General features: G+C 40.7%; 29 protein-coding genes. 13 read left to right on the forward strand and 16 right to left on the reverse strand.

The window, feature by feature from the left end:
- Positions 1-123 precede the first annotated feature (123 nt).
- Together ACXAEY_RS19110 and ACXAEY_RS19115 are read right to left on the reverse strand one after the other, a co-directional pair.
- Positions 124-1,377, reverse strand: coding sequence for an ABC transporter permease (locus ACXAEY_RS19110; RefSeq protein ID WP_474814250.1), 1,254 nt, complete (start codon positions 1,375-1,377; stop codon positions 124-126).
- Positions 1,370-2,266, reverse strand: a complete 897-nt coding sequence (locus ACXAEY_RS19115) for an ABC transporter ATP-binding protein (RefSeq protein ID WP_474814252.1) — start codon at positions 2,264-2,266, stop codon at positions 1,370-1,372. Before ACXAEY_RS19115 ends, ACXAEY_RS19110 begins: the two co-directional genes overlap by 8 nt.
- A gap of 147 nt (positions 2,267-2,413) precedes the next feature.
- Here ACXAEY_RS19115 and ACXAEY_RS19120 point away from each other — a divergent pair, with 147 nt between their 5' ends.
- Positions 2,414-2,599, forward strand: coding sequence for a YhzD family protein (locus ACXAEY_RS19120; protein ID WP_270182423.1), 186 nt, complete (start codon positions 2,414-2,416; stop codon positions 2,597-2,599).
- 598 nt (positions 2,600-3,197) lie between these two features.
- On the opposite strand, the gene ACXAEY_RS19125 is transcribed toward ACXAEY_RS19120, so the two are convergent.
- Together ACXAEY_RS19125 and ACXAEY_RS19130 are read right to left on the reverse strand one after the other, a co-directional pair.
- Positions 3,198-4,679: an aldehyde dehydrogenase family protein gene (locus ACXAEY_RS19125; protein ID WP_474814254.1), complete on the reverse strand. Its 1,482-nt coding sequence runs from the start codon at positions 4,677-4,679 to the stop codon at positions 3,198-3,200.
- A gap of 167 nt (positions 4,680-4,846) precedes the next feature.
- On the reverse strand, positions 4,847-5,698 hold the full coding sequence (locus tag ACXAEY_RS19130; RefSeq protein WP_270182421.1) for a Cof-type HAD-IIB family hydrolase: 852 nt from the start codon (positions 5,696-5,698) through the stop codon (positions 4,847-4,849).
- 203 nt (positions 5,699-5,901) lie between these two features.
- Between ACXAEY_RS19130 and ACXAEY_RS19135 the strand changes: the two genes are divergently transcribed.
- On the forward strand, positions 5,902-6,117 hold the full coding sequence (locus tag ACXAEY_RS19135; protein WP_270182420.1) for an FmdB family zinc ribbon protein: 216 nt from the start codon (positions 5,902-5,904) through the stop codon (positions 6,115-6,117).
- Between the two features lie 129 nt (positions 6,118-6,246).
- Here ACXAEY_RS19135 and ACXAEY_RS19140 read toward each other — a convergent pair whose 3' ends face one another.
- Together ACXAEY_RS19140 and ACXAEY_RS19145 are read right to left on the reverse strand one after the other, a co-directional pair.
- On the reverse strand, positions 6,247-6,618 hold the full coding sequence (locus tag ACXAEY_RS19140) for a YlbF/YmcA family competence regulator (protein WP_270182419.1): 372 nt from the start codon (positions 6,616-6,618) through the stop codon (positions 6,247-6,249).
- An 81-nt stretch (positions 6,619-6,699) separates the two neighbouring features.
- The gene (locus ACXAEY_RS19145) at positions 6,700-7,842 is read right to left on the reverse strand and encodes a DUF445 domain-containing protein (protein WP_474814257.1); all 1,143 of its coding nucleotides are present in this window, start codon (positions 7,840-7,842) and stop codon (positions 6,700-6,702) included.
- A 129-nt stretch (positions 7,843-7,971) separates the two neighbouring features.
- Here ACXAEY_RS19145 and ACXAEY_RS19150 point away from each other — a divergent pair, with 129 nt between their 5' ends.
- The 10 genes from ACXAEY_RS19150 (at position 7,972) to ACXAEY_RS19195 (ending at position 17,251) form a co-directional block, all read left to right on the forward strand.
- A complete protein-coding gene (locus ACXAEY_RS19150; protein WP_474814259.1) occupies positions 7,972-9,324 on the forward strand; it encodes a YheC/YheD family endospore coat-associated protein in 1,353 nt (450 codons plus the stop codon).
- A 13-nt stretch (positions 9,325-9,337) separates the two neighbouring features.
- On the forward strand, positions 9,338-10,390 hold the full coding sequence (locus ACXAEY_RS19155; RefSeq protein WP_474814261.1) for a YheC/YheD family endospore coat-associated protein: 1,053 nt from the start codon (positions 9,338-9,340) through the stop codon (positions 10,388-10,390).
- Positions 10,391-10,566: 176 nt separating this feature from the next.
- Positions 10,567-11,766, forward strand: a complete 1,200-nt coding sequence (locus ACXAEY_RS19160) for a YheC/YheD family endospore coat-associated protein (protein ID WP_474814263.1) — start codon at positions 10,567-10,569, stop codon at positions 11,764-11,766.
- Positions 11,763-12,929 carry a YheC/YheD family endospore coat-associated protein gene (locus tag ACXAEY_RS19165; RefSeq protein WP_474814265.1) on the forward strand — a complete coding sequence of 389 codons (1,167 nt, stop codon included), beginning with the start codon at positions 11,763-11,765 and terminating at the stop codon, positions 12,927-12,929. Before ACXAEY_RS19160 ends, ACXAEY_RS19165 begins: the two co-directional genes overlap by 4 nt.
- A gap of 49 nt (positions 12,930-12,978) precedes the next feature.
- The gene (locus ACXAEY_RS19170; RefSeq protein WP_270182413.1) at positions 12,979-13,203 is read left to right on the forward strand and encodes a DUF5342 family protein; all 225 of its coding nucleotides are present in this window, start codon (positions 12,979-12,981) and stop codon (positions 13,201-13,203) included.
- Between the two features lie 55 nt (positions 13,204-13,258).
- Entirely contained in the window at positions 13,259-13,441 is a 183-nt protein-coding gene (locus ACXAEY_RS19175) for a hypothetical protein (protein WP_270182412.1), read from the forward strand.
- A gap of 80 nt (positions 13,442-13,521) precedes the next feature.
- Positions 13,522-14,406, forward strand: a complete 885-nt coding sequence (locus ACXAEY_RS19180) for a PucR family transcriptional regulator (RefSeq protein WP_474814267.1) — start codon at positions 13,522-13,524, stop codon at positions 14,404-14,406.
- Positions 14,407-14,547: 141 nt separating this feature from the next.
- Entirely contained in the window at positions 14,548-15,645 is a 1,098-nt protein-coding gene (locus ACXAEY_RS19185; protein WP_270182410.1) for an ABC transporter ATP-binding protein, read from the forward strand.
- A 168-nt stretch (positions 15,646-15,813) separates the two neighbouring features.
- Positions 15,814-16,599, forward strand: a complete 786-nt coding sequence (locus ACXAEY_RS19190) for a transporter substrate-binding domain-containing protein (protein ID WP_474814269.1) — start codon at positions 15,814-15,816, stop codon at positions 16,597-16,599.
- Positions 16,592-17,251: an amino acid ABC transporter permease gene (locus ACXAEY_RS19195; protein ID WP_270182408.1), complete on the forward strand. Its 660-nt coding sequence runs from the start codon at positions 16,592-16,594 to the stop codon at positions 17,249-17,251. Before ACXAEY_RS19190 ends, ACXAEY_RS19195 begins: the two co-directional genes overlap by 8 nt.
- A gap of 29 nt (positions 17,252-17,280) precedes the next feature.
- On the opposite strand, the gene ACXAEY_RS19200 is transcribed toward ACXAEY_RS19195, so the two are convergent.
- From ACXAEY_RS19200 to ACXAEY_RS19240, 9 genes are all read right to left on the reverse strand, one after another.
- Positions 17,281-17,535, reverse strand: coding sequence for a hypothetical protein (locus ACXAEY_RS19200; protein ID WP_270182407.1), 255 nt, complete (start codon positions 17,533-17,535; stop codon positions 17,281-17,283).
- Positions 17,536-17,613: 78 nt separating this feature from the next.
- Positions 17,614-17,820: an alpha/beta-type small acid-soluble spore protein gene (locus ACXAEY_RS19205; RefSeq protein ID WP_270182406.1), complete on the reverse strand. Its 207-nt coding sequence runs from the start codon at positions 17,818-17,820 to the stop codon at positions 17,614-17,616.
- A gap of 700 nt (positions 17,821-18,520) precedes the next feature.
- Positions 18,521-19,873: a TrkH family potassium uptake protein gene (locus ACXAEY_RS19210; RefSeq protein ID WP_442865211.1), complete on the reverse strand. Its 1,353-nt coding sequence runs from the start codon at positions 19,871-19,873 to the stop codon at positions 18,521-18,523.
- A 196-nt stretch (positions 19,874-20,069) separates the two neighbouring features.
- Positions 20,070-20,660, reverse strand: coding sequence for a hypothetical protein (locus tag ACXAEY_RS19215; protein WP_474814272.1), 591 nt, complete (start codon positions 20,658-20,660; stop codon positions 20,070-20,072).
- Positions 20,660-22,069 carry a SpoVR family protein gene (locus ACXAEY_RS19220; protein WP_474814274.1) on the reverse strand — a complete coding sequence of 470 codons (1,410 nt, stop codon included), beginning with the start codon at positions 22,067-22,069 and terminating at the stop codon, positions 20,660-20,662. The genes ACXAEY_RS19215 and ACXAEY_RS19220 overlap by 1 nt, the downstream gene beginning before the upstream one ends.
- A 137-nt stretch (positions 22,070-22,206) precedes the next feature.
- Positions 22,207-22,398 (reverse strand): hypothetical protein, encoded by a 192-nt coding sequence (locus ACXAEY_RS19225; protein ID WP_474814276.1) that lies wholly within the window; start codon positions 22,396-22,398, stop codon positions 22,207-22,209.
- A gap of 88 nt (positions 22,399-22,486) precedes the next feature.
- Complete coding sequence (locus tag ACXAEY_RS19230) at positions 22,487-23,044, reverse strand: redoxin domain-containing protein (protein WP_474814278.1); 558 nt, start codon at positions 23,042-23,044, stop codon at positions 22,487-22,489.
- A complete protein-coding gene (locus ACXAEY_RS19235) occupies positions 23,041-23,664 on the reverse strand; it encodes a hypothetical protein (RefSeq protein WP_474814280.1) in 624 nt (207 codons plus the stop codon). The genes ACXAEY_RS19230 and ACXAEY_RS19235 overlap by 4 nt, the downstream gene beginning before the upstream one ends.
- A gap of 43 nt (positions 23,665-23,707) precedes the next feature.
- A complete protein-coding gene (locus ACXAEY_RS19240) occupies positions 23,708-23,968 on the reverse strand; it encodes a metal-sensitive transcriptional regulator (RefSeq protein WP_270182399.1) in 261 nt (86 codons plus the stop codon).
- A 156-nt stretch (positions 23,969-24,124) separates the two neighbouring features.
- Between ACXAEY_RS19240 and ACXAEY_RS19245 the strand changes: the two genes are divergently transcribed.
- A complete protein-coding gene (locus ACXAEY_RS19245) occupies positions 24,125-24,313 on the forward strand; it encodes a hypothetical protein (RefSeq protein ID WP_270182398.1) in 189 nt (62 codons plus the stop codon).
- A 79-nt stretch (positions 24,314-24,392) separates the two neighbouring features.
- Here the strand turns inward: ACXAEY_RS19245 and ACXAEY_RS19250 are convergent, their stop codons facing one another.
- Complete coding sequence (locus ACXAEY_RS19250; RefSeq protein WP_474814281.1) at positions 24,393-26,129, reverse strand: phospho-sugar mutase; 1,737 nt, start codon at positions 26,127-26,129, stop codon at positions 24,393-24,395.
- Positions 26,130-26,270 lie beyond the last annotated feature (141 nt).

Below are 26,270 nucleotides of genomic sequence, written 5' to 3' on the forward strand. Positions count from 1 at the left end.
TGCTTACCACCCTTTCTATTGCTATCTACCTTTAATTTTACCACATTAGGTAGAGCGCACGTTCGCATTGTATGTTTCTTCATAAAAAAAAACCCGTTCAAGAAGTACTTGAACGGGCAAACATCAATTATCTTTCTTAGATAATTTAAGTGCTTTTCCAATGTCTTTAATCGATGATGATTTTCCATACATCAGTACGCCACCTCTGTATACTTTTGCCCCGAGGATTGCAAAGAACACTGTCGTGCCTACTAAGAGAACAAGACTAAGTGCAATCTCCCAAAAAGGAACAGAAAGCATACCTATTCGTAAGAACATCACGACAGGCGTAAAGAATGGGATGTACGATGTCACAGTCACAATTGGAGCAGATGGTGTCGATAACCCAAACATTGCAATGAAGAACGCAATGATAATTAAGAATTGCACAGGCAGAATGACTTGTTGAACTTCTTCAGCCCGACTTACGAGAGATCCAACCATGGCAAGGATCGTTGCATAAAGCAAGTAACCTAATACAAAAAAGAGTACGGCATAGATAACAAGTGACGCTGATAGATTGCTAAAGTCGAGAAACGACATAAACCCTCTTGTTGTAAAGTCATCATCCTTGAACTTCAGGAATAAATAACCACACAAAATGATGACAGCATACTGAGTTAATCCTAATAGCGCTACCCCTAGTATTTTTCCAAACATTTGTTTAACAGGAGATACGCTCGAAATAAGAATTTCCATCACTCTAGAAGATTTTTCTGCTGCTACTTCTACCGCAACCATGTTTCCATAAAAGATGACAGAGAAGTAGATCACAAACAAGAGGATGTATACAAATACTCTTGCTTGATTCAGTTCATCTTCGGTTTTGGCTCCCTTTTCAAGTGCTATCTTTTCAAACTTTACTGGTTGATCGATCTTAAGCAGTTGCTCCTGGCTGACCCCCGCTTGTTCTGCTGCGATCGAGCTCTTTATTTGTTGAAGGGCAGACTGCAGAACTTGCGGGGTTTTTTGCTCCGCTACTGTTTCAGCCTTATAAACGCCTTGAGGATTACCGTCCTCAGTACTTTCTAAAACAAGGTAACTATCGATCTCACCTGAATCTATTGCTTCTTGTGCTTCTTCCTCACTTCCTTCGTAGGGCACAATCTCGATATTAGATTCCATCAAAGAGAGCTGTTGGTCTAAAAGAGAATAATAAGACTCTGAGCTCATCACGCCTACACGGTCAGCTTCATCATTATCGAACGAATCCATAATGCTTGGAAGATTTGTGATTAAGAAAATAAAGAGTATCGTTACTAATGTCGTAATAATGAACGGTTTGGATTTTAATCGGTTGAAGTAGGTTTGAAACAACACGATGAATAGCTTATTCATACGAAGCACCTACTTTCTCAATAAAGATATCATTCAGAGAAGGTTCTTCTAACGCAAAATGTCTAACAAAACCGTTCTTCATCAATTCAGTCAGTACTTCTTGTGAAACAGCTTCATTTTCAATCTGTATGATCGATTGATTGACCCCACTCTTTATCCGAAGGACGCCTGGTATATTTTTAAGAAAAGCGAGATCAAAATCAACGTTCACAATAAGGTTTTTCTTACCATACGATTGCTTGATCTCTTTTAAGTTACCATTCACCACAGGCTTCCCTTTATGTAAAATACACAAGTGCTCACATAATTCTTCAACATGCTCCATTCGATGACTTGAGAACAGAATCGTCGTTCCCTTCTCCTTTAGGTCGAGAACAGCGTCTTTTAGTAACTCTACATTAACAGGATCAAGACCACTGAAAGGCTCATCAAGAATAAGCAATTCTGGTTTATGGATCACTGCCGCTATGAACTGTATTTTCTGCTGATTCCCCTTTGATAAGTCCTCGACTTTTTTATTCGCATTTTCTGGCACACCAAAACGTTCGAGCCAATTTTTCATTTCGATCTCAATCTCTTCTTTCTTCATCCCCCTAAGCTTCCCAAGGTAAATCAATTGCTCTCTAACCTTCATCTTTGGATAAAGTCCTCTTTCCTCAGGTAGATATCCGATAAGATGACTTTTATTATATGATATGTCATTATTCTTCCATGAAATCGTTCCATCCGTTTGATCGATCAAACGCAGCAACATACGAAACGTTGTCGTTTTACCCGCTCCGTTTCCCCCGAGCAACCCGAACACTTCATTTTCTGGAATCGATAAGTTCAACCCATCGACAGCTGTAAACGAACCAAACTTCTTCGTTACATTCTCTAAACGAAGCATCTACTTCCCCCCTATTTCTAAAATTAATTATCCACTCATACTACTATAACGTTTCTCACTCTTAAAAGATTCGTTTTTTCTGAAAAAAGTGACAATACCAAATCGAATCGGTAGAATAATAACTATAACTAGTAGGAGGGACAGCACATGGAAAAGTACATTATCACAGCATTTGAAAAAGACGGAACCACCATCCTAGACGACAGCTTCGAAGCCCAAAACGACAAAGACGCAAAAAAAATAGGCCAAGAAATCCTAAACGAAAAAGGCTTCGAATCCAAACCCGCAAGAGTCGTTTCCTCAACCGGAAAATTGATTGTATTGCAACGCTGAAAAGCGGAAGTGGGCGCGTTTTAAATCCGTAGGATGTTGGAGCCCGTGAGGATGAGACGATTTTGGTCTCAACCGAGGGGGCGAAACAGCCGGAGGATTTAGCCCACTGGAGCTAGACAATTAAAAGTGAAGGCGAGCGCTTAGAAACGGAGAGATTGGAACTCTTACGCATGAACACGTTTTTTGTGTTCCTGCGTAAGAGTGAAATCTCGTAGTTTCTGCGAGCCGCAGCTGGACTAATGAAAGGCGGAAGTGGGCGCTTAGGCCCGACAAGCGCTGGAACCTTTTCGAATGAACACGCTCTTTGTGTTCAATCGAAAAGGTGAAGCGATCGAGGGCCTGCCCACTGCAGCTAGACAATGAAATGCGGAGGTAGCCGTTTAGGTCCGACAAGCGCTGGAGCCCTTTCGTAGGAACACGCTTTTTGTGTTCCTACGAAAGGGTGAAGCGATCGAGGACCTGGCTACCGCAGCTGGACAAACGAAAAGCGGAAGTGGGCGTTTAGGCCCGACAAGCGCTCCAACCTTCCCAAAACGCAAAACGAAAACAATCAACAAAAACGCTAGTCCAATTCGGACTAGCGTTTTTGTTATTAAACTTATTTAAGGTTGATCCACACGCTCTTAACTTCAGTATAGTTATCCAACGCGTAAGAGCCCATTTCTCTTCCGATACCAGACTGCTTGTATCCTCCGAATGGAGAAGCTGCATCGAATGCATTGTAGCAGTTCACCCATACTGTTCCTGCTTTAATGCGATTCGCTACATAGTGAGCAGACTTTAAGTTCTCAGTCCATAGTCCAGCTGCAAGACCATAGTTAGAGTTGTTTGCACGCTCCACAACTTCATCTAAGTCCTCAAACGGCATAGCTGCTACAACTGGCCCAAAGATTTCTTCTTTTGCGATCGTCATCTTATCATCAACATCTGAGAAGATCGTCGGCTGAACATAATAGCCGTTTTCATAAGGAACTTGTCCACCAGTAAGAAGCTCAGCACCTTCATCTTGACCTTTTGAGATATACTCAAGAACTTTTTTATGCTGCTCATCTGAAACGAGAGGTCCCATTTCAGTAGACGGATCAAGACCTGAACCTTGCTTAATCTTCTGGCTGTGGCTAACGAGGTCGGCCATCACATTGTCATAAGCTTTCTTTTGAATAAAGAGCCTAGAACCTGCAGAGCAAACCTGTCCCTGGTTAAACATTATACCGCCTAGCGCTCCAGGAATCGCCTTTTTCATATCTGCGTCTGGCAGAATGATATTTGGTGACTTACCACCAAGCTCAAGAGTCACTCTCTTAAGGTCGTTTGACGCCTGGTTCATAATATATTTTCCTACTTCAGTTGAACCAGTGAATGCGATCTTATCAACTTCAGGATGCTTTACAAGTGCATCTCCTGCTGTTTCTCCGTATCCTGGAACAATGTTGATAACTCCTTCTGGGAAGCCTGCTTCTTCCATTAGTTCTGCAAGATATAGAACAGAAAGAGGTGTTTGCTCTGCTGGCTTAAGAACAACTGTACAACCTGTTGCAAGAGCAGCACCAAGTTTCCACGCAGCCATTAGTAACGGGAAGTTCCAAGGGATGATCTGTCCTACAACTCCGAGCGCTTCATGACGCGTGTAGTTGAAGAAAGGACCGTTTACTGGAATCGTTTGCCCCATAATTTTTGTTGCCCATCCAGCGTAGTAGCGGAAATGCTCGATCGCTAGAGGCACGTCTGCATTTTTCGTTTCACGTATTGGTTTACCATTATCAAGCGTATCAATCATCGCTAGCTCTTCTTTGTTCTCTTCCATAAGATCAGCTAGCTTATAAATTATTCTGCTTCTCTGTGAAGCTGACATTTTAGACCACGGGCCGCTATCGAATGCCTTTCTAGCCGCCATTACCGCTTCATCAATATCTTCTTTTACTCCTTCACTTACTGTTGCAAGCACTTCACCTGTTGAGGGGTTGAGCGTGTCGAAAGTTCTGCCTGATAACGAATCCTTAAACTGACCATTGATATAAAGTTGTTTCTTGCCTTTCAAGAATTCAGCTACCTTAGGATTCATGTCGAGAATTTTTTCCATTAATAACCCTCCATAATTTCAAAATTATCAAACATTATACTTATTAGATATTTTTCTTTGAAAGCCTTTTCATTTTGCGAAAATGCGTCAAAAGTCTCATAAAAAAAGCGCTTATCTCCTCGAAATTGAGGAAACAGCGCTTAATTTTGCCAATAAGTGTTGAAAAACTACCTTTTAAGTTGAAGGCGCATTTGCTTTCTAAACACTTCTTTCACCATGTAAGAAACCCCTTGCTGGTCGTTCGATCGTGTGACCCAGTCCGCTAATCTCCTTATTTCTTTAGGAGCATTCCCCATCGCGACACCGAGCCCAGCTTGATAAATCATCTCTTTGTCGCAATCTGAGTCACCTATCACTACCATACTATCAACAGAGATTCCGAGATGATCTCCTAAAAGACGAAGGCTCTTCGCTTTAGAGACACCTTTAGGAATGATTCCGAAATTACATTTCGTAGAGCGAACAATTGAAATAGTAGGGATGAGGTCTTCCAAAATTCTTTTGGCTTCCTCGCGTTCATCTTCGTTAAAAAAGTGCGCATCGATCTTAGGTGGTGACAGCTCTTTCTTCTCTAAATACTCACTAAGCGTCTCAACAAAATTCACAGGATAGAAAAGCGGATCTCCGATTCCGAGCGTCATCTTCGCTGACAGGTAATGGTTCTGATTCACCCGGTTTCCAACCGCTAACCGTTCATGAATGATACGAATATGGCAATCAAACTTTTCGAGTATATGAATGATGTCGCGAACATCATCTTTACTGATTCTTTCTTGATAGATCGGCTCTTGTACGTTTTGAGCGATAAATGATCCGCTATGAGTTACTATGATCGAGTCATCTAACTTAACGGATTTTGCGATCTTTTTAGCAGAGGCGAAATTTCGACTCGTTATCAGCGTGACATAAACCCCTTTATCTTTCACATACTCAATGGCTTCCTTCGTTTCCTTGTCGATTTTATGATTAGACCTAAGCAGCGTACCATCAATATCTAAAGCCAATAGTTTATATACCATGTCGTCCCCCCTTTTCACCTGAAAGTCGTCCCTATGTCATTTATTTTTATGAAGGGTGTAATTTGTCCTATCACAAAATTTTCTCTAGGAAAATCTCTTTAGAAAAAAGCGTTTAAGTTTTTCTTCTCGTGGGAACTTCTACTATAAATCCACATATATTACAAAATTATTACAATAAAACTACCATGAAAGGGGTATTTGAAATGACAGAAGGCAAAGAGAGAATCAGATTTGATTGTGTAGGTACGATTACTCAACCACATATATACAAATGTACGACGTGTGATCATGAATTCAGAGGAAAAGTTCAGATTGAAAAACACGAGCTTCAGTGTCCTGAATGTGAGTTGGAAGAACGAATCATCACTCAACCGAAGCAGTTTGAAGTAGTCGGAGTAATTGAAAACGTTGCGTCATAAACATAGCTAGAGTCATGATAGTTTGCTCATTTCATGAGAGTGACGTGAGTAAACCTTCACTCAAATAAGCAAGCTATCATGATCGAATAAAAAGAACTCCCGCAATGATTTGCGAGAGTTCTTTTTGTCTTATTGTTGAACGTTGTCTTCGTCAGCTTTACCGTAAAGGTCTTCAAGCGGCTTCGTAACGATCTTGTTGATGTCTTGAATCACTTGGCTCATGCGCTGCTCTTGCTGCATAAGCTGGGAAATCACTTCGTGCTGTTGAACAAGTTCTACTTGCTGTTGAGCAGTTTGCGCTTCCTCTTCAGTGATTTGCTGACCAGTCATTTGCTTCTGTTGAAGCTCCATCTGCATGTTACGGAAGTTATCGAATAACTTCTTCGCAACTTCATCCTGGTTTACTTGATCGTAAAGTTCCTTAAGTTTTGTGTAGTCCTCATGCTCGCGCATAGCACTTTCTAGCTCATAAGCTACATCGTAAAGATTTTTTTCAGCCATGATATATACCTCCTTAGATTATAAGGATTATTTTCGCTCTCATAACCCCGTACCTACCCACTATAACAAAGACAGACCAAATCATCCAATAATCGTAATAATGATTCCCTGAACAACTCCGATCAATCCTCCAAGAACAGCCCCAAGGTACGTGATCATCTTAAATTCTCTTCTAGAAATTGACAGAACCATTTCTTCGATTCGTCCAACCGAGAAGCCTTCCACCTGACTCTTTACGATTTCAGCAAGCTGTAGTTGTTCCATCAACGGCTGTAATTGGTGACTTAAATAATTTCCAGCTGCATCTACGATTCTTGGAACAAAGTCTTCAATGATTCGATCCTTAAACGGTTCGATTGCTTTCGACAGCGGGAGTTCCATGATCTGGTCGATCGGAAGCTCCTTTACAATCGCTTCAGAAAGATCGTGTACGACATCGTTCAGATTCACCTTATCTTCAAACGTCTCAACTTTACTTTCCTTTATCGAACTCCACTCTTTTTCAAGCATGGTGACGATGACTTGTTGAATATCTTTTTGTTTTAGCAAACGAAGAAGTTCAGGCTGGACCTTATCAACGATCCTCGTATTGGTAAAGAACATATTGATCATGCTTCCTAGTGTTCCTCGTTCTGCTAGATAAAGATCGATCATCACCGATAATTTTTCTTTACCTTCTGGCGAAGCGATATAATCGCTTACTTTCGTTAGGATCAAATCAGAAAACGGTTCGATGCCACTATCGACTTTCGAAACAAGTCTATCAGGCAGCACTTCTCCTACTTCCTGCGCCTTCAATTCGTTTACCTTCGCTTCAAGCTTTCCTTTTATATACGCTCTCGCTTTTTCCTTCGTCACAGTAGATGGTGATTCCATATGGAGACCTTTTGAAATCAGCTCTTCGATCGTATCTTCTTTCTCAAGATACTTCATGACTTCTTTTTGGGCATATTCGACCATCGTTAGCTTAAAAACAGGATCATGCATTTTCTTCTGAATGCCTTCTGGTGTTAATAAATGTTCTACAACCATTCTACCGAGTTGTACAGCCAATTCATCTCGACGCTTAGGGATAAGACCAGGAGTAAACGGAACTTTCCACTTCCCAATATATAGTGGTTTATATGGTCTGAATAGCATTTTTATCGCTAATGAATTCGTAAACCCACCTATGATCGCTCCGATAACGACCATAAATAGAATCGTAATAATAATGGACGACATAAACAATCAACCTTTCTATCTCACGTTTTCACAAAGAAAACTCCATCTTCATAGTATACGTTATCCGCAATTGCCTATCCAGTTTAAGGAAGGCAATCTATTGAAAAAAATCGTTGAACGAGGGTTTCTATGAAACATACACATAAAGTGATCTTACATCCTTTACTCGAAGAAACGGGTAAAAACCGACTAATTATTCCTGAGTACCTAGCTACTAGATGGCACATAGAGAATACAGACGTATTTTTTAAATGCGGATCTCTTCAATATCCAGTTCACCTTGAGAGCTATGAAACAAACTCTGACCAAGCAGTGTATTGTTCAGAAGAGATCTTGTCACGCCTTTTCATCCCTAAAAACGAACTACGTGTTCTATTATCCTTTTGTAAAGAAACTAGCGTGATTACGTTAGGACCGATATTCTGCCTGACTACGAATGCGCAAGGAAAGGAAGACACTCCCTTTTCTGCTTATACTGATTTTTGTTTAGAAATTGCAAAGTACTGCGAAGAACACCATATCTTCTTTTTTGTTAACACTTTAAAAAGATGGGACAACAACTCAGTAATCGGGAAGAGATGGCAAACTGACCAATGGATTGAAGCCCCACTCCCATTACCTTCCATCATCTATAATCGCATTCACTCAAGACGGTTAGAGAATTCAAGTGAAATAGAGAGCTTGAAGGAATTATGGCGAGAGCTCAACATACCTTATTTTAATGAAGCATTCATAGATAAATGGGATGTTCACGAAAAACTACTCTTATATGAGGAGCTCGCTCCCTACCTCCCTGAATCAGACATACTCGATACGATCGATAAAGTTGAACAAATGATGAATAAGTACAACACCATCTACCTTAAGCCGATTAACGGTAGTCAAGGAAGGCACATTTATCGGATCAGTAAGAGTCAAGATTGTTATTTGCTGGGCTATTCGAGTTTTAGCGGAAACAAGGCACTAACCTCCCCTACATTATCAGGCCTCTATCCTGCTATACGAGCGAGAAGCAAAAAGGTGCCATATTTGATACAACAGGGCATCCCCCTCTTTGAGGTAGGAGATTGTCCAGTTGACTTTCGCATTCTATGTTTAAAGGGACCTGGTGATAAATGGAGGGTTGTTTCAACAGTTGCGCGAGTATCTCAGTCGAAAGATCAATTCGTTTCGAACATTGCTCGAGGTGGACTCATCAAGTCAGTAGATGACGTTCTCTCACAATTTGATAAAGTATCCCGAAAACAAATCAAACGAATTCTTCCAGAGCTCGCTCTAGAAGTCTCTAAGGTAATCGATGGTGAAACGGACGGGATGTATGGAGAGCTCGGTATCGATTTAAGCATAGATAAAGAAGGGCATCCATGGATAATCGAGGTAAACACAAAGCCTTCAAAAACCCCTGATCACCCTTCGAGCACCAACTGCCGTCCTTCTGTAAAAGCATTGATTCAATTTGTTTATTGGTTCACTTCTAACTAAGAGAGGTGAAGAAATGGCTACTCTCGGAATCATGCAAACCTCATTTCGGCATGAGAAGCGGTATATGCGTGAACTCGCAAGAGCTGGTACGACCTGTGGTTTTATGGTGTTTCGATTTCAACCAAGCGGGGATTTCCGATCGACCCTTCAAGGATTACACTACGATCATGGTGATGATCGATGGAGGAAAGCGACATTTGAAGTCCCAAGTTTTATCTATGACCGATGCTTCCATACAGCTCCAAAAAAGCAATCCCTTACGTTCATTAAAGAACTCAAACAATACTCGAACACCGTTTTCCTTGGATATGGCTTGCCAGGGAAGTGGGCTGTTCATAGCGTTCTAAAAAACGACAGTGATTTGAACGAACACCTTCCTCTAACGTTTCAGCTCAACCATCGAACGGCTATGAAAGTCATTCGAAGCTTATTAGATGAGAGAGCGGAACTGTTATTAAAGCCCATTAATGGATCTCAAGGGAATGGCCTGGTCCATATCACACAGCGTGATGACGTTTTTCATTTGATAATCAATCATAAAGGAGACATTCACCGTCATAATTATGATACAACCAGGTCTTTTCATACTTTCATTGAGAACTTACTTTCAAAAAAGGAGTATATGGCACAGGAGATGCTTCATCTCCGAGATCAAAATGGTCGTCCATTCGACCGAAGAGTGGTGATGAAAAAACAAGCGGATTTATGGAAGGAGCTTGGTCGAGGAACGCGGGTTGGATTGCCTCATTCGTTCGTTTCAAACCTTCATAGTGGCGGAGTGATTAAACCATACGCTGACCTTGGCTTAAGTAAAGACCTTCTAGCAAGAGCAGATGAAAAGATTTCTGAGCTTTCCTTAAGAGCAGCTAGACTGTTAGAGCTGCATTTTCCACCTAAATTTGAGCTTGGACTCGACTTTGGTATTGATCAAACAGGACATGTTTGGCTTCTAGAAGCCAATTCAAAACCAGGACACTCGATACTTCAAAACAAACAAGATCTCCACCTCCTTCCTTTTCAATACTGTCGATACCTCCAATCTCAAAAGAAAGGGGTAAACAAATGATGACAGATCCATGTCCTTTAACAAAAGACACCACATCTTCTGGGTGTTTGTATGTTCCCCCCTCAACGTTTAAGTCGTATGTTGAAAGGGTCTCCTTTCCTAACAAGCTTTGTTTTGGCACGAGGACATCTTTTTGCGCTGTGTCTCCACACCCAGACAACAAGGAAGAATATATGATGTCTGAAGATTTGTGGAAGATACTCGGTATCCCTGAGAAAACTTCTGTTCACCTATTTCAACATGGAGACTCTCTTCATATTGGTCCTCTTATCGGAGTATTCACAGCTGGCTTTACAAAAGATAGTATGCGTCCGATCGGTGAACGAAGCATGTACTTTGCGAAGCTAATGACTGCAGCGAGGAAATGCGGTGCTTTTGCCTTTGTCTTTGGTGCGCATCAAGTGGACTTTAAGGATCAGTCGATCAAAGGACTCATGTATAACAAAAAGGGTTGGAAACAAGTGAAAGTCCCGCTTCCTGACGTGGTGTATGATCGGCTGCCGAATCGAAGCTCAGAATCCCTAGAACAAGTGGCATCTACAAGGCACAAGCTACAATCTCAGTATTTGATCCCGTGGTTCAACCCTAGCTTTTTTGATAAATGGAAGGTGTTTGAGAAATTACAGGAAGATGATGCCGTTCGTCACTATTTACCAGGAACGATACTCAATCCAAAACAAGAAACCCTCGCAAAGATGCTAGAAGAGTATGAACAGATTTATATTAAGCCTGCTAACGGTAGTCTTGGTTTAGGGATCCAGCAAATCCTTAAGCCGGCTAACGAAAATTATTACTATTGTCGCTTCAGAACCGGCAAAGAAAACAGACTAAGGAGCTATAGCTCACTATCGAGATTAATTAAACAACAGTATCCTTCAGGGAAATTAGATGGATTCATTGTTCAACAAGGAATCGACCTTCATAAAATTAATCAGAGGCCAATGGATTACCGTGTTCATACAAATAAGAACAAGGATGGGAAATGGGAAGTTAGTGCGATCGCTGCAAAAATTGCTGGAGAAGGCAGTTTAACGACTCACACGTCATCTGAAGGCACAGTAAAAACCTTAAATGAACTCGTTACAGATTACGGTTTTAGTAAAGATTATGAAAAATCATTGAGTGAAGCAGCATTAAAACTTAGTCATTCACTCGATGATAAAATACCTGGTTTCATCGGAGAGTTTGGTTTCGACCTCGGTATTACCAAAAACGGTGAGATCTATCTGTTTGAGGCAAATTCAAAGCCAGGAAGAAGTATATTTGGTCATAAAAGATTGAAGGCAGAAGAATTGAGTACACGCGTTCTTCCGATGGAATACGCAATACACCTTGCTAAATCTGCAATAGAAAAAGCATTGGTTCACCATAGATGATCACGCTATATTATGATGATGAAACGAAAAGATGGTCTCAAAGAAGTACGTATCAAACATTATATTGGGGGAATGAGCAACGTCCGCTCTTCCCCCCTTCAACTAAACTTGCTAAATCGATCATCAAGATCTACTCAAGTAAAAACGGCATTCGCCCTTTGGTTGGTATTCTTGCTGGAGATAATGCAAACCACCACTTTAGTGGAAATGCAGCGATCTTCCATTCGATTCAAAAAGAGATCACCAAACAAGGTGGTTTATCATTCGTTTTCACTCCTAGCAGTTTTTATAAGAACGATATCCTAGGTTATATCTTTGATGAAATAACACAAAAATGGACAGGTTATCGGTTCCCTTATCCGAACATCGTCTATAACAGAATTCCGAATCGAGATGAAGAACGGTCTATGTCAGTAACCAACATACTGAATTATTTAGATAAAAAGAAGATTCCATACTTCAACAAGCGTTTTTTAAATAAAGCGGATCTATACGAGCTTCTAAAAACCCATGAAGAATTGAAACCACATTTGCCACCTACAGAAATTCTGACAAAAGACACACTAGAACCTTTCCTACAACAGCACCCAATCGCATACTGCAAACCTTCTGATGGATGTAAAGGTCACGGCATCTTTAAGCTCGAGAAAATCACGAATGCATACAAATATAGTGACCATGAAAAGACACATTTGTTTGAATCGGTTAACGACCTCAATACCTATTTGAAACCACTCCTTAAAGAAGTGTATTTAATCCAAAAAGCTGTCTCACTTTGCACGCATGGCAGCTATCGATATGATTTCAGAGTTTTGCTCCAAAGACCTTTTAACGACTGGTCCGTGACTGGAATTGGAATACGCGCAAATCACAAAAGCCGTTTAACAACCCACGTTCCAAGAGGGGGACGCATCCTATCTTTCACAAAACTTGCGAAACCTATGGATGAAGAAAAGATCAACCAGTTAGCTATTTCTACTGCATCACTTCTTAAGAAAGAAGGGTTTTTCGCTGAGCTTTCAATGGATATTGGAAAGGATGATAATGGACAGTTATGGATTTTTGAAGTTAATGCCAAACCTATGCGTTTTGACGAACCGACCATCCACCGAGCTTCGATGTCTTCCCTTATTTCTACGTTCCGCACGTTTTCAGCGTATTAGCTTGATGTGGTATGATAGAAAAAAGCGTTTTCAAATAGGGGGAGTTTAGATGTTATCGCATTTTCAATATAAACAAATAGGACCAAAAGTTCGTAAGACGAAATGGGAAATCTCCTTCTTTTATCAAGGGACTTATTATCGTTCACTCTATCTTCACAACGGAGAATTCGACTGGTTTGAACCATCACCTAAAGAAGAAGATAAAAAGAAACTACAATCTCAAATTCATGAACTGATGCTCTTTCACGTTTATGAAAACTCAACTAATAAATAGCTTCTTTTCAACGCATACTAGCCCTATAAAACCTTTATAGGGAGTTGAAAAAGCGATGCCGAAAAAGCAAACTGAAGGATCACAGTACGAGGGTCGAGACAAGTTCGACATGGATATTGACCGGATGGTGAATGAAGGAATGGCTGGTGGAGCTGTTCATCAAAGCTATAGACAAGCCCAAATCGAAGAAGCGATCCCAGTCATGGAACAAGAACCACCACATCGATGTGACGGATAGTATCTTGATGGTATAATAATGAGAACCTCTGCTATGTACAGGGGTTCTTTCTTATTGAAGGCCTTAAGGAGGTTCAGAAAATGAACAATTTATCAGAACTATATGGTGAAGATTATGCAGTTACATCTGAACAACCTGAACGATACTATTGGTACAAAACAGCTGGTGGAGAGCGCTTCGGAGTTCGAAAAGCACGCCTCTCAGATGAAGAACATATGCTTCTTTGCACCCTTTTTTATCACGAGGTTGACAGCGACATGGAAGATCCTGTTCAACAAAAGTGGGTATCTGTCCTTTTCGATGAGAATCTTGACGTTTCCACAGTAACCGAGAAACCAGTAAGATACATTCATTTTCATTTAAAAGAAGTTCCCTCCGACTTTACTGAATTTAAAGAAGCGATGATAGGTTTATTCTCAACTGAAGTCATTTTTCTTTTTAAAAATGAAAAAGAGGGTCTTATGGTTCAAGAAAATACTGAAGGCGAACAGCTCGTTGAAGAATTAGAGCAAATGGCAGCAGCGTTAACCACCGACTTCTTTATCGAGATGTCTCTTTTCGTTGGGCAGGTTATTGAAGACACTACCCCCTCGAACTTACTGAATACGTATCAAACTGAGAAGAGATGGTTCACTTCTGGCATAAAACTTATACCATCTCAATTGGTGTTCACTCAACCTGCTATTGTACCGGCAATCTTATTTAGTGAAGCAAGTAAGGAAACAATTCACTATATAAAAACCTTGATTGAACCTGTGAGTGAAGACGCTGAATTACTAAAAAGCATTCGTGCTTATTTAGAAGCGAACTTAAACATCACCATGGCTTCTAAACAGCTTTACGTACATAGAAACAGCTTGCAATACCGAGTAGATAAATTCATAGAACGAACCGGGATCGACGTTAAATCCTTCAAAGGAGCCGTTATGGTTTACTTGGCTCTTCTTACTTACGAACTGCGTTAAGCGACGCAGTTTTTTTGTGCCATTCGTTCATTTTGCACAAAACAGCTATCAATTTTTGTGCAGCCTCCCAATTTACGACAGCGTTTTCATAACGTACACTTAGAACTATCAAAAGCACTTCACTTACTAGGAGGCATAACATTGGCTGAAATTAAGTTGAATCACATTTATAAAAGATATGATAACAAATTCGAAGCTGTAAAAGATTTTAACCTTGATATTCAAGACAAAGAGTTCATCGTATTCGTTGGTCCATCAGGTTGTGGTAAATCAACAACACTACGTATGATCGCAGGACTTGAAGATATCTCTGATGGAGACCTCGTTATCGGTGATAGACGCGTGAACGACGTTGCTCCAAAAGATCGAGATATCGCAATGGTTTTCCAGAACTATGCTCTTTACCCGCATATGAACGTATATGACAATATGGCATTTGGTCTAAAACTTCGTAAGTTCGATAAAAAAGAAATCGAGCGTCGCGTAATGGATGCTGCTCGTATTCTTGGGCTTGAGAACCTACTCGATCGTAAACCAAAAGCACTTTCCGGTGGACAGCGTCAGCGTGTTGCACTAGGACGAGCAATTGTACGTGATCCGCAAGTATTCTTGATGGATGAGCCTCTTTCTAACCTTGATGCAAAGTTACGAGTTCAGATGCGTGCTGAAATTTCTAAACTACACCAGCGCCTTCAAACGACTACAATTTATGTAACGCACGACCAAACGGAAGCGATGACGATGGCAACTCGAATCGTCATTATGAAAGACGGCGTTATTCAACAAGTTGGTTCACCTAAAGAAGTATATGATGCTCCTGATAACGTCTTTGTAGGCGGATTCATCGGGTCTCCTGCAATGAACTTCCTTCGTGGCCAATTAGAAGACGGCTACTTCACGATGAACGATGTTCGAGTGAAAGTACCTGAAGGAAAAATGAAGACGTTACGTGACAACGGCTATACGAACAAGGAAGTCCTTCTCGGTATCCGTCCAGAAGATATTCATGACGAGCCTGTTTTCATCGAATCTTCTCAAGATACAAAGATCAAAGCAGCAATCGATGTTGCAGAATTAATGGGTGCCGAAACTTACCTCTACTCAAAAGTAGCTGACCAAGATTTCATCGCACGTGTCGATTCTCGTTCTGATATTCATAGTGGTCAACACATCGACCTTGCCCTAAACATGAATAAATGTCATTTCTTCGATACAGAAACAGAACAGCGTATTTATTAATTTGAAATCGAAAGCACCCCTCTGAGGGTGCTTTTTTGTTTTCCATAAATTGCATGAACTTAAGGTTAAAAGTTAATAATGGTTCATGATTGACTTTAGAGCAAATGCTCACTAAAATAAAACCTGTAATTCATATCAATTTTGTAGGGATTTAAGGAGGAATTAAGTTTGAAAAAGACATGGTTAGGAATTGTTTTGGTATTAACTCTAGGCGTACTTGCTGCATGCGGTGCAAATAGTGAGAATAAAGAAACGTCAGAAGAGAGTGGTGAAAAGGAAACACTATTGATCGGTACTGAAGCGACTTACCCACCTTTCAGCTACCGTGATGAAAACAATGAGATCACTGGATATGATGTAGAAGTAGCTCGTGAAGTTGCTAAGCGTATCGACATGGAAGCTGAATTTAAAGCGATCGAGTGGAAAGGGCTTCTTTCTTCTCTAGAAACAGAACGAATCGATATGGTCGCTAACCAAGTCACGATTACCGAAGAACGTCAAGAGAAATTTGACTTTACGACACCGTATACCATTTCAGGTGGACAGGTCATCGTTCATAACGATAACGAAGACATCAAGAGCATCGACGACTTAGAAGGAAAGACGGTTGGAACGACCCAGGGTAGTAACTATGAAAAAGCAGCAATTGATGCTGGAGCAGAAACAAAGATTTACAAAGGTGCGAACCAAGCTTTAACTGATTTAAGCAACCAACGTGGAATCGATGCAGCTATGAATGATCGTCTGTTCATCCTTACAGAGCTTCCAAAAACCGAATTTAATGTAAAAGGTGTAGGCGAGACGTTTAATCAAACAGAAATGGCCTTTGCATTACCTAAAGGAAAAGAAGACTTGGCTGAAAAAATTAATGGTGCACTTGAAGAAATGAAAGAAGATGGAACACTTGCAGACATATCCGCTAAGTATTTTGATGGAGAGAACGTAAGTGAGTGAACTAGCTAACGTATTATGGGACGCTTTGCCCTTTCTATTAGATGGGGCAAAGAATACCCTTTTGCTGAGCTTCTTCTCGATTTTCGGTGCACTCATCGTCGGGTTAATCATCGCACTACTTAGAATCTCAAAAATAAAGATCGCAATCGGATTTGCTAAACTATATGTATCGTTCTTTAGAGGCACACCATTGCTAATCCAACTATTTATTTTGTACTTCGGACTCGTATCCGTAGACATTCAATTAACTGCATGGCAAGCAGCGTATACTGGACTCATTTTACACTTCGGTGCTTATATATCGGAATCATTGCGTGCAGCTATTCTATCGCTATCAAAAGGACAATGGGAAGCAGCGATGTCACTTGGAATGAATAAGTCATTGATCTATAGAGAAATCATCATTCCTCAAGCTTGGAGAAGAGCCATCCCTCCCGTGTGGAACTCTTTGATCGACATCGTGAAGGCATCTTCTCTTGCCTCAGTTATTACAATATCTGAACTTACCTATAACTCTGACCAGATCGCAGCATCTAGTTATGAAGTATTACCGATCATGCTTACGGCGGCATGCATCTACTGGTTCTTTACAACGGTGCTCAATCTCATACAAGGCTTTCTTGAGAAACGCCTATACATCCCATCCTCTTAAAAGGAGCTGTCATCACGACAGCTCCTTTTTTAAATCATCCATTCTTCAATTAGATAAACGACAGAAGTTCTACATTCTGGACATGATAAAACATGGGGACACTCATGGTCCTTTTCATCTAATCCATACCCGTCCGTCATCTTCACTGATTCAAACGATTCATACGGACTATAGTCATCATAATAATCCGCTTCCCTTCCCTTATCTAAAAGCGCACTACCGCAAGTTGAACAAGCAAGCTGGATAGATGTATAACTATTACAAAGAGGACACTCGAACGCCATTTGATCACTCCTCATTCTATATGTAGCAATCAAAAGAAGGGATGGACTCGTCCACCCCTTCACAGCCATGGTATACAATTATTTTTGGTATCCACCAAGTTGTTGTTCAGCCATCTGAACTAGACGCTTAGTGATTTCTCCACCAACAGATCCGTTAGCGCGAGCAGTAGAATCTGGACCAAGTTGCACTCCAAATTCAGAAGCGATTTCATACTTCATCTGGTCGATAGCTTGAGCTACACCAGGTACTACAAGTTGATTTGAGCTTTGTTGTTGTTGAGCCATGTCAATCACCTCCTTTGTACAACTAGTTTGTGATTTCTCGTTTTTTATATACTATATTTTTTTGGTAAATGTTTCTTGAAAAGCGGAGGTGGGCGTTTAGACCCGACAAGCGCTGGAGCGCTTTCCCATGAACACGCTTTTTGTGTTCTTGGGAAAGAGCGAAGCGATCGAGGGTCTGCCCACCGCAGCTAGACATACAAAAGCGAAGGTGGGCGTTTAGAAACGGAGATATTGGAACTTTTGAACTTGAACACGCTTTTTGTGTTCAGGTGAAAGAGTGAAATATCGCAGTTTCTGCCCACTGCAGCTAGACATCTTGAAAAGCGAAGGTAGCCGTTTAGGACCGACAAGCGCTGGAGCCTTTAGGAAAGAACACGATCTTTGTGTTCATTCCTAAAGGTGAAGCGATCGAGGTCCTGGCTACCGCAGCTGGACATACGAAAAGCTAAGTGGGCCCGTTTAAATCCGCAGGATGTTGGAACCCCTGAGTATGAGACGCTTTTTGTCTCATCCTCAGGGGTGAAACAGCCGGAGGATTTGGCCCACGCAGCTGGACATACAAAAAGCGGAGACGGGCGTTTAGAAACGCAGATATTGGAACTCTTGAGGAGCTCTTGAGGAACTCTCAAAGAACTATTGAACCTCTCAACCCAATATCCTCCCCAAACAAAAAAAGCACGAGGGTCTCCCCTCATGCTTCCTAACCAATGATCACTCGTTCAGTTGGATAATGATATCTTTCTCGTAATACAGTCCCTCTGATCAAGAATAAGAAGGATAATATCCCGATCCGTCCGATAAACATCAAACAGATCGTAACGATCTTTCCGAAGGTACTGAGCCCCGGTGTGATTCCCATCGAAAGGCCTGTAGTTCCGAATGCAGATGAAACCTCAAAGACAATAGCCACGAGAGGATAAGGTTCAGAGAATGAAAGCATGATTATTCCCGTGCTCCAAACCATAACAGCAACGGCAAATACGACAAAGGCCTTATGAACATCTTCTGGGTGAAGCTCTCTACCGAATACTTTAATCGAGCTTCCACCCTTTGCGAAAGAATAAATAGCGATAAGCACGATAGCAAAGGTGGTCGTACGCACACCGCCCCCAACACTACTTGGTGATGCACCAATAAACATTAGTGCAGACATCAATAATTGAGTAGGTTCTTGAAACTCGTTAACATCCATTGTCGATAGTCCACCGCTTCGAGTCGTGACAGATTGAAACATCGCATAGAAGAACGACTCATGCCATGACTTATCAGCAAAAAATGTTGTGGCTTCAAACGCCCAGATCAATATGGCTCCTAGCACCACTAGAACAAAAAATGTCATCGTTGTAAGCTTCGTAAATAAAGAGAATTTATAACGATACGTATTCTGCCGAGAAAATAAGAAATTTTTAACTTCGATTAAAACAGGAAACCCAATCGCTCCTGTAATGATCAAAAGGATATGAATAAATTGAACAAAATAATCTTGAGCAAAGGGCTGTAGTGATTTACCCGTGATATCGAAACCTCCGTTAGTCGTTGCACTAACTGAGGCAAAGAACCCTTGTAGATATGCCTCTTGCCAAGTTTCAAAGAAACGAAGATAATACGTTCCTAGCACGACGGCTCCAACTAATTCAATAATAAAAATCAGTGCTAATATTTGTTTCATCAATTGTACTAGTCCAGATAATGTCGATTGGTTTTGATCCGTCATGATGAGCTGTCTTTCTTTTAACCCAATCTTTTTACCCATTACTAGCCATACGAACGTCCCAAGCGTCATGATACCGATCCCACCGATTTGTAGCACAAATGCAATGATGATGATACCTGTGACACTAAACGTATCAGCAGTCGTGACCACCGTAAGACCGGTTACGCTAACAGCACTTACGGCTGTGAACAGCGCATCAATGAATGAAAGTTCTTTCCCTGGCTGATGAGCGACGGGCAAACTTATTAATATTGTGGATATAGTCACTGCTAGTAAATAAAACAAAACGATTAATTGTACGGATGTTAATCGTATGCGTCTAAAACGAGATCTTAACAAAGCACCCACAGCCTTTTCATATAATTACATTCCCTATCATAAACCAAATGAATGATCTGTCAACGTTTGGCACAATCATCCTCATTATTGAGAATCTTCATTCGTTCTCTTTCTTATACCCATTTTGTCATAGTGGATGTTCATTTTACACACAACAAAAAAGAACCGTAGTGATACGGTCCCGTCCAGTATGCTATTAAAATGCTCTTTGTTTCCCTTTGTTGATCAACGTTTTCATCTCAAATTGACACACTTTTGCTTCCTTATGACTGATCGCATCACCCACTCTTGACTGTAGATCCATCAACCTCTGCATTTCATCTTTCGTTAAATAAACGGGTAGTGGACCATTGGTCGTCATGACTCCCTTAACTGCTGTATCTCCAGTATTTTTACCTTCCTCATCGTAGTACTGTAGGTTCTCAGTTTGTAAAAGCGCTGTGCTTTGTTCTTGAATAGCATTGATTTTTGAGTCGATGTAACGTTTTAAAAACGCACTGCTTCCGAAGCCAGTCAAAATCGATATATACAATAGATTTTCTACGTTTTTATATGTCTCAAAAAACATGAGCGTCATTAATAACGCTCCAATTCCTCCTATTAGTGGTTCTTTTAAAGAACCGATACTATAATAAACGCCTTGGCCTTCGCTTTTTACTTTACGCCACAGTCTGAATTCACCGGAGAGGAGAATATTGCCTAAACCACCTAATACTCCAGCAGAAACCACAAACAGAACATAAGTCCAGAAGCCCGGGAATGGCGTTCCTAACGCAACGCCACTCATCACAGATACCTGCGGTGCATCTTCTTTCCATCGTAAGAGAATACGACTTCCTTTTCTTCTACCATCGTTTCCATATGAACAGGGCGGCCCCATACTTGATGAATGTAAGGCAGAACGCGCTCTAAATATTGAAGATCGAGCTCAGTATCTTCGTAAGAGTGTTTGATGTACATCTCTCCAGCTCTCATGTAGTCCCCATCAACTACTGTTAAATATGGAAAGCCTCCGTTTACTCGCATTGTTACGAGCTGATCACGGATCATTTCCCACTCTTTATCAACAATTTTATAATCTCTACCTTTTTTCTGGAATAAGTACAAATCTTCTCTATGAACAAGATCTTTCGTTAAATAATTTCGAATGAACGAGATATCAGCCTCTACCTCTCGAACTTCAAACATCTTCTCTCTCCCACTACCAGGCTTTACTCCTCTCATTAACATCTCTTCCGTAGGGTTATCATGGACTTCTTCAATGTTTTCAAAAATCTTCAGTCCTAAGTAGTATGGGTTTATTCTTGTTCTTGAAGGCTGAACAACATTCGCATTTAAGGAAGCAAACTCGATTGATTCTTCAGTTGTTAAATCCATTTCCCGTAAGATTCTCTGATGCCAATAACTCGCCCATCCTTCATTCATGATCTTTGTCTCAAGCTGTGGCCAGAAATAGAGCATCTCTTCTCTCATCATCGTCATGATGTCACGCTGCCAATCTTCGAGCTCTTTACTGTATTCCTGTATAAACAATAAGAGGTCCTTCTCAGGTTGAGGAGGGAATTTTTTTCTTTGTTTCGGACGCTGCTCGTCCTTCGTGTCGTCACCATCTAACGACCATAGATCGTTATAAGGTGAATCGTCTTTTACCACCCTCACCTCTTCATCATCTTCACTAAGGTCATAAGCTAACTTCGCACGCATGATGGAAGGGTCGATGTGCTCTTGTATCGAAAGCACTGCATCTAGGAAATTCTCAACTTCTTCTTTTCCATACTGATGCTCATAATTCGCAATTCGTTCTGCAGTCGCAGTCATGCTTTCCACCATATCGCGACGGGTGTTTGAAAATCGGACGTTGTTTTTAAAGAAATCACAGTGTGCAAGGACGTGCGCAATAATCAACTTATTCTGAATTAACGTATTTGTATCTAACAAAAATGCATAACATGGATCTGAATTAATAACGAGTTCATAAATTTTGCTTAATCCTAAATCATACTGTAGCTTCATTTTGTGAAATTGTTTCCCGAAACTCCAGTGCGAAAACCTTGTTGGCATACCATATGCCCCGAACGTATAAATAATATCTGCCGGGCAGATTTCATAACGCATTGGATAGAAATCAAGGCCGAACCCCTTGGCTATTTCTGTAATCTCTTCGATAGCGTAAAAAATCTCTTTCTCAGCACTCATTTCCTTCCCTCCTAAAGTATTGCTTATTAATATGTATGTGAGGACAAACCACTTCATGATTAAGGCAAGGAAATACAGGATTTAGAGAACAAAACAAAAAAACTGCCGGAAATCCAGCAGCTTTTCATCTTCCACATTCAATTGTACAGTTGAGTGATTCCCGATGTAAGTAGATAGCCCACTAGTAAGCCTAAAACGATCGATGTAACGATATAAGACCTAGTCGAGCTAAATTCAATCGCTGGTCCATGTGTAGGTTCATAGAACCAGCTGTACTGAACGAACCCTAACATGATAAAAAATATGATTCCATAAAGAAAACTCGTCAATCGATCCCCTCCTTTTTCATTCCAAGTACCAGACCATTCAATAAAACGAACGACCCAGCGAACGAAACCCCTAATAATTAGCTGGTACCTATTGCACTGAAGATACCAGCTCTTCCATTTTGTCTTTACTCATTGGTCCAACTAATCTCTGTTTAATTATACCATTTCTGTCAATGATATAGGTGGTTGGAATCGTAATTGTTGCAAATTTTTCTGCTTGTTCTCCTTCAACATCTAAAAGAACGGGAAACGTTACATCATATTCTTTTACGAATTCTTCAACTGAATGAACGGAATCATTTGAAGTGAGGTTGACCGCTACAATTTCTACTTCCTCAGAATTTTCTTCATAGAAATCTTGCATATGAGGCATTTCAGCTTTACATGGAGGACACCAGGTAGCCCAGAAATTCAAGAATACGACTTTACCTCTATAATCAGATAGATTTGTTTTTTCACCTGAAAGGGTCTCTAATGAAAAGTCAGGTGCAAGGTTCCCATTTTGGATACCTTCCTCAACTTGAGCTAACGCCTGTTGACCAGCATCCCTTTGTGGAGACGTTCCGGAACCATCCGTAAAAGAGGATACTGCCGCATAAATGACTAAACTAACTACGACGATGATGCCGGGGATCAAACGCTTCATCTAGCTTTCCTCCTAAACACATCATATTGTGCCCAAACAGTATAAACGGCCACGAAAAGATACAACCATTGCTGCTTTGATAGTTGAAACATCACATCTTGCCTTATCATACCCACGATGAAGATAAGAATACTGCCCCACAACATTACATCGAGGAAGCGCCATTCGTACGGTTTCCAATAAAGCATCAATAACATCATCGATAGTAATAGCACGACGAGGAGCAACGAGCTCTTAGTAGGAAAGTGAAAAGCTTCATAGCCTATCGTTCCAATCAGTAACCCGAATCCAAGTAGGTATAGATTATTTTTGCGGTTATCGCCCTTTAGCTTCCAATGAAGGTAGACCATACTAATAAAAAGCCCAATAATATAGCCCGTCTCACCACCCGTAAAATATAAGAGCGATAGAGGAGACTCAACAACCAGCAGCGGACTCACTATGATTAGACTCGCCTTCCAAGCGATAATAAAGGTAACGACCGTTTCGAAAGCTAGATCGGTAGCATTGGATGATAAGTTTAGGATTTTACGAATAATAGCGATACTAAAAAGTGCGAGAGCTATGCTTGCCCCCATCAAAACGAGATGTTCTGGTACTGATACGTTTCCTATTTGCACAACTTAACTCCTTAGCGTACTTTGAATAGTGTAATGACGGGACTTAACGACTCTTAACAAGGAGATTCACTGCTTCTTTTACAACTTCTTCAGTCGACTCCCCTTTATCAAGCTGCATTCGAATGCACTCCTCTAGGTTAGACCCTACGATTAACCCGATTGTACGATCGATCGCTGTTCTGCTGGCGGATAGCTGGGTAATGACATCTTTACAATCTTTTTCTTCCTCCAACATGCGCAAAACGCCGCGTATTTGTCCTTCTACTCGTTTAAGCCGGTTCTTCATCTCATTTGTATATTCCATACTCCGAGCTCCTTTCCATTAGGCTAAATCTATTTTAAAAGCATATACTTTTTTATAAAAGATTAAACACTTGCGCCTTCTCTTCATATATTGTAAAATAAATCTTAATTTAAGGATAGGAAAAAGGGTTATTTCATTTAAAGGAGGCAGGACCTTTTGGAGTTATCCGAAGATGATAAACGATTATCTAAGATTTACAGAAAAATTGTAACTTCAAATGAATACAAAGCAGGAAAGATTCTGGAAAAATTGGATAATGAGACGAAAGATAAAGTATTTAAGCTCATTCGAATGAACAAAGCTGAATACGAGGCACAATTAAACAAACAACATTTACATCAATAATAGAAAACCGGCTTTTAAGCCGGTTTTCTTTTGTTTTTCATGAAATAACCAGGACGAATATCGTCCTGGTTATTTTCTTTTATAGTCGTTCGTTAACTTTTGACATAACGGAAGATCTCAGCGCGTCTAGTTTTCTTTCGCTGTCTTCAAGGCTTGTACTGTTTACTCCAAAATAGAACTTAACTTTTGGTTCAGTGCCTGATGGTCGTAAACAAAACCATGAGCCATCTTCAAGCTTGTATTTCAATACGTTTGATTTAGGTAGATCGATTGTTTCACTACGGTTATCCTTCATATACGTACGTGTACTCGTTTGGTAGTCTTCTACAATCGCAACGTTTAATTCTGCAGCTTCTGATGGTGGCTCTTCACGGAATTGAGTGAGGAGTGAATTGATTTTCTCCGCACCTTCCTTCCCTTTAAGCGTTAGGGATTCTAGGCCTTCTTGATAATAACCATATTGCTCGAAAACTTCTAGTAATCCTTCATACAACGTCATCCCTTTTGATTTGTAGTAAGCCGCTACTTCTGCCGCTACTAAACATGCTTGAACCGCATCCTTATCTCGAACAAAGTCTCCGATCAAGTAGCCATAGCTTTCTTCATAGCCAAATAGGAAGGTGTGTTCACCAGAAGTTTCATATTCTTTAATTCTTTCCCCGATAAACTTAAAACCTGTAAGAGTATCATACGATGTAAGTCCGTTATCTTCTGCGATTACTCTACCGATTTCAGAAGTTACGATCGTTTTCAGCACAGCACCGTTTTCAGGAAGTTCACCTTTTTCCTTCTTTTGAGTAATGATGTAATCCAATAATAGTGCACCTGTCTGATTGCCTGTAAGCACAACATATTGACCTTCTTTATTCTTAACCGCAACACCTACACGGTCTGCATCCGGATCAGTTGCAAGTAAAACATCAGCATCTTCTTTCTCGCCATATTGAATGGCAAGTTCAAATGCAGCATGTTCTTCAGGGTTTGGTGATGATACTGTGGAGAAGTTCGGGTCTGGTAATTCTTGTTCTTCAACGACAGTGACATGCTTGAACCCATATGCTTTAAGTCCATCACGAACAGGATGGTTAGCAGTTCCATGCAATGGCGTGAAAACGATTTTAAGCTGATCTCCCATCTCTTCTAAGAGAGATTCATTCACGCGTAGCGTCTTTAACTGTTCAATGTATTGATCATCAATTTCAGAACCGATCATTTTGATGAGGCCCTGACTTTTTAAATCAGCTTCTGAAGAAACGTTCACCGCTAATTCGTTTTCTACACTGTTAACATATGAGATGACTTCCTCTGCTACTTTAGGAGGCAGTTGTCCACCATCTTCACCATACACTTTGTAGCCGTTATACTCAGGAGGGTTATGACTAGCTGTGATAACGATTCCCGCGAAAGCATTCAGCTTCCTTACAGCGAACGAAAGCTCCGGTGTTGGCCTTAGTTCTTCAAATACGTATGTTTGGATACCATGACTAGCCAATGCTTTTGCAGATTCCATCGCAAACTCTGGTGATTTATGACGAGAATCATAGGCGATCGCTACTCCTCGTTTCTTAGCACTTTCGCCATTCTTCAATATGTATTGAGCCAGACCTTCTGAAGCTTTTCTTACCGTGTACGTGTTCATTCTGTTAATACCAGGACCAATTTCTCCACGCATGCCACCTGTACCAAACTCAAGGTTCTTATAAAATGCATCTTCTAGTGATTTCTCATCACCCTCAAGCATCGTAAGGTCGCGTTTTAACTCCTCATCAAGGTCAGTTGCTGTATTCCATCGTTTGTATTCGTTTTTCCAGTTCATCTCTGCCTCCTGTGTTGTGTCTAGCTTCTTTTAGCATATATTTGTCTTCTATGTAATGAACAAAATTCCTTCTCTCTAAAGAAGAAAACCCTGCTCTTAGAGTTTATAATAATATGGATTCCAACGAATTCCAATAAAAAA

The sequence above is a fragment of the Anaerobacillus sp. ABA4_114 genome (assembly GCF_056159065.1).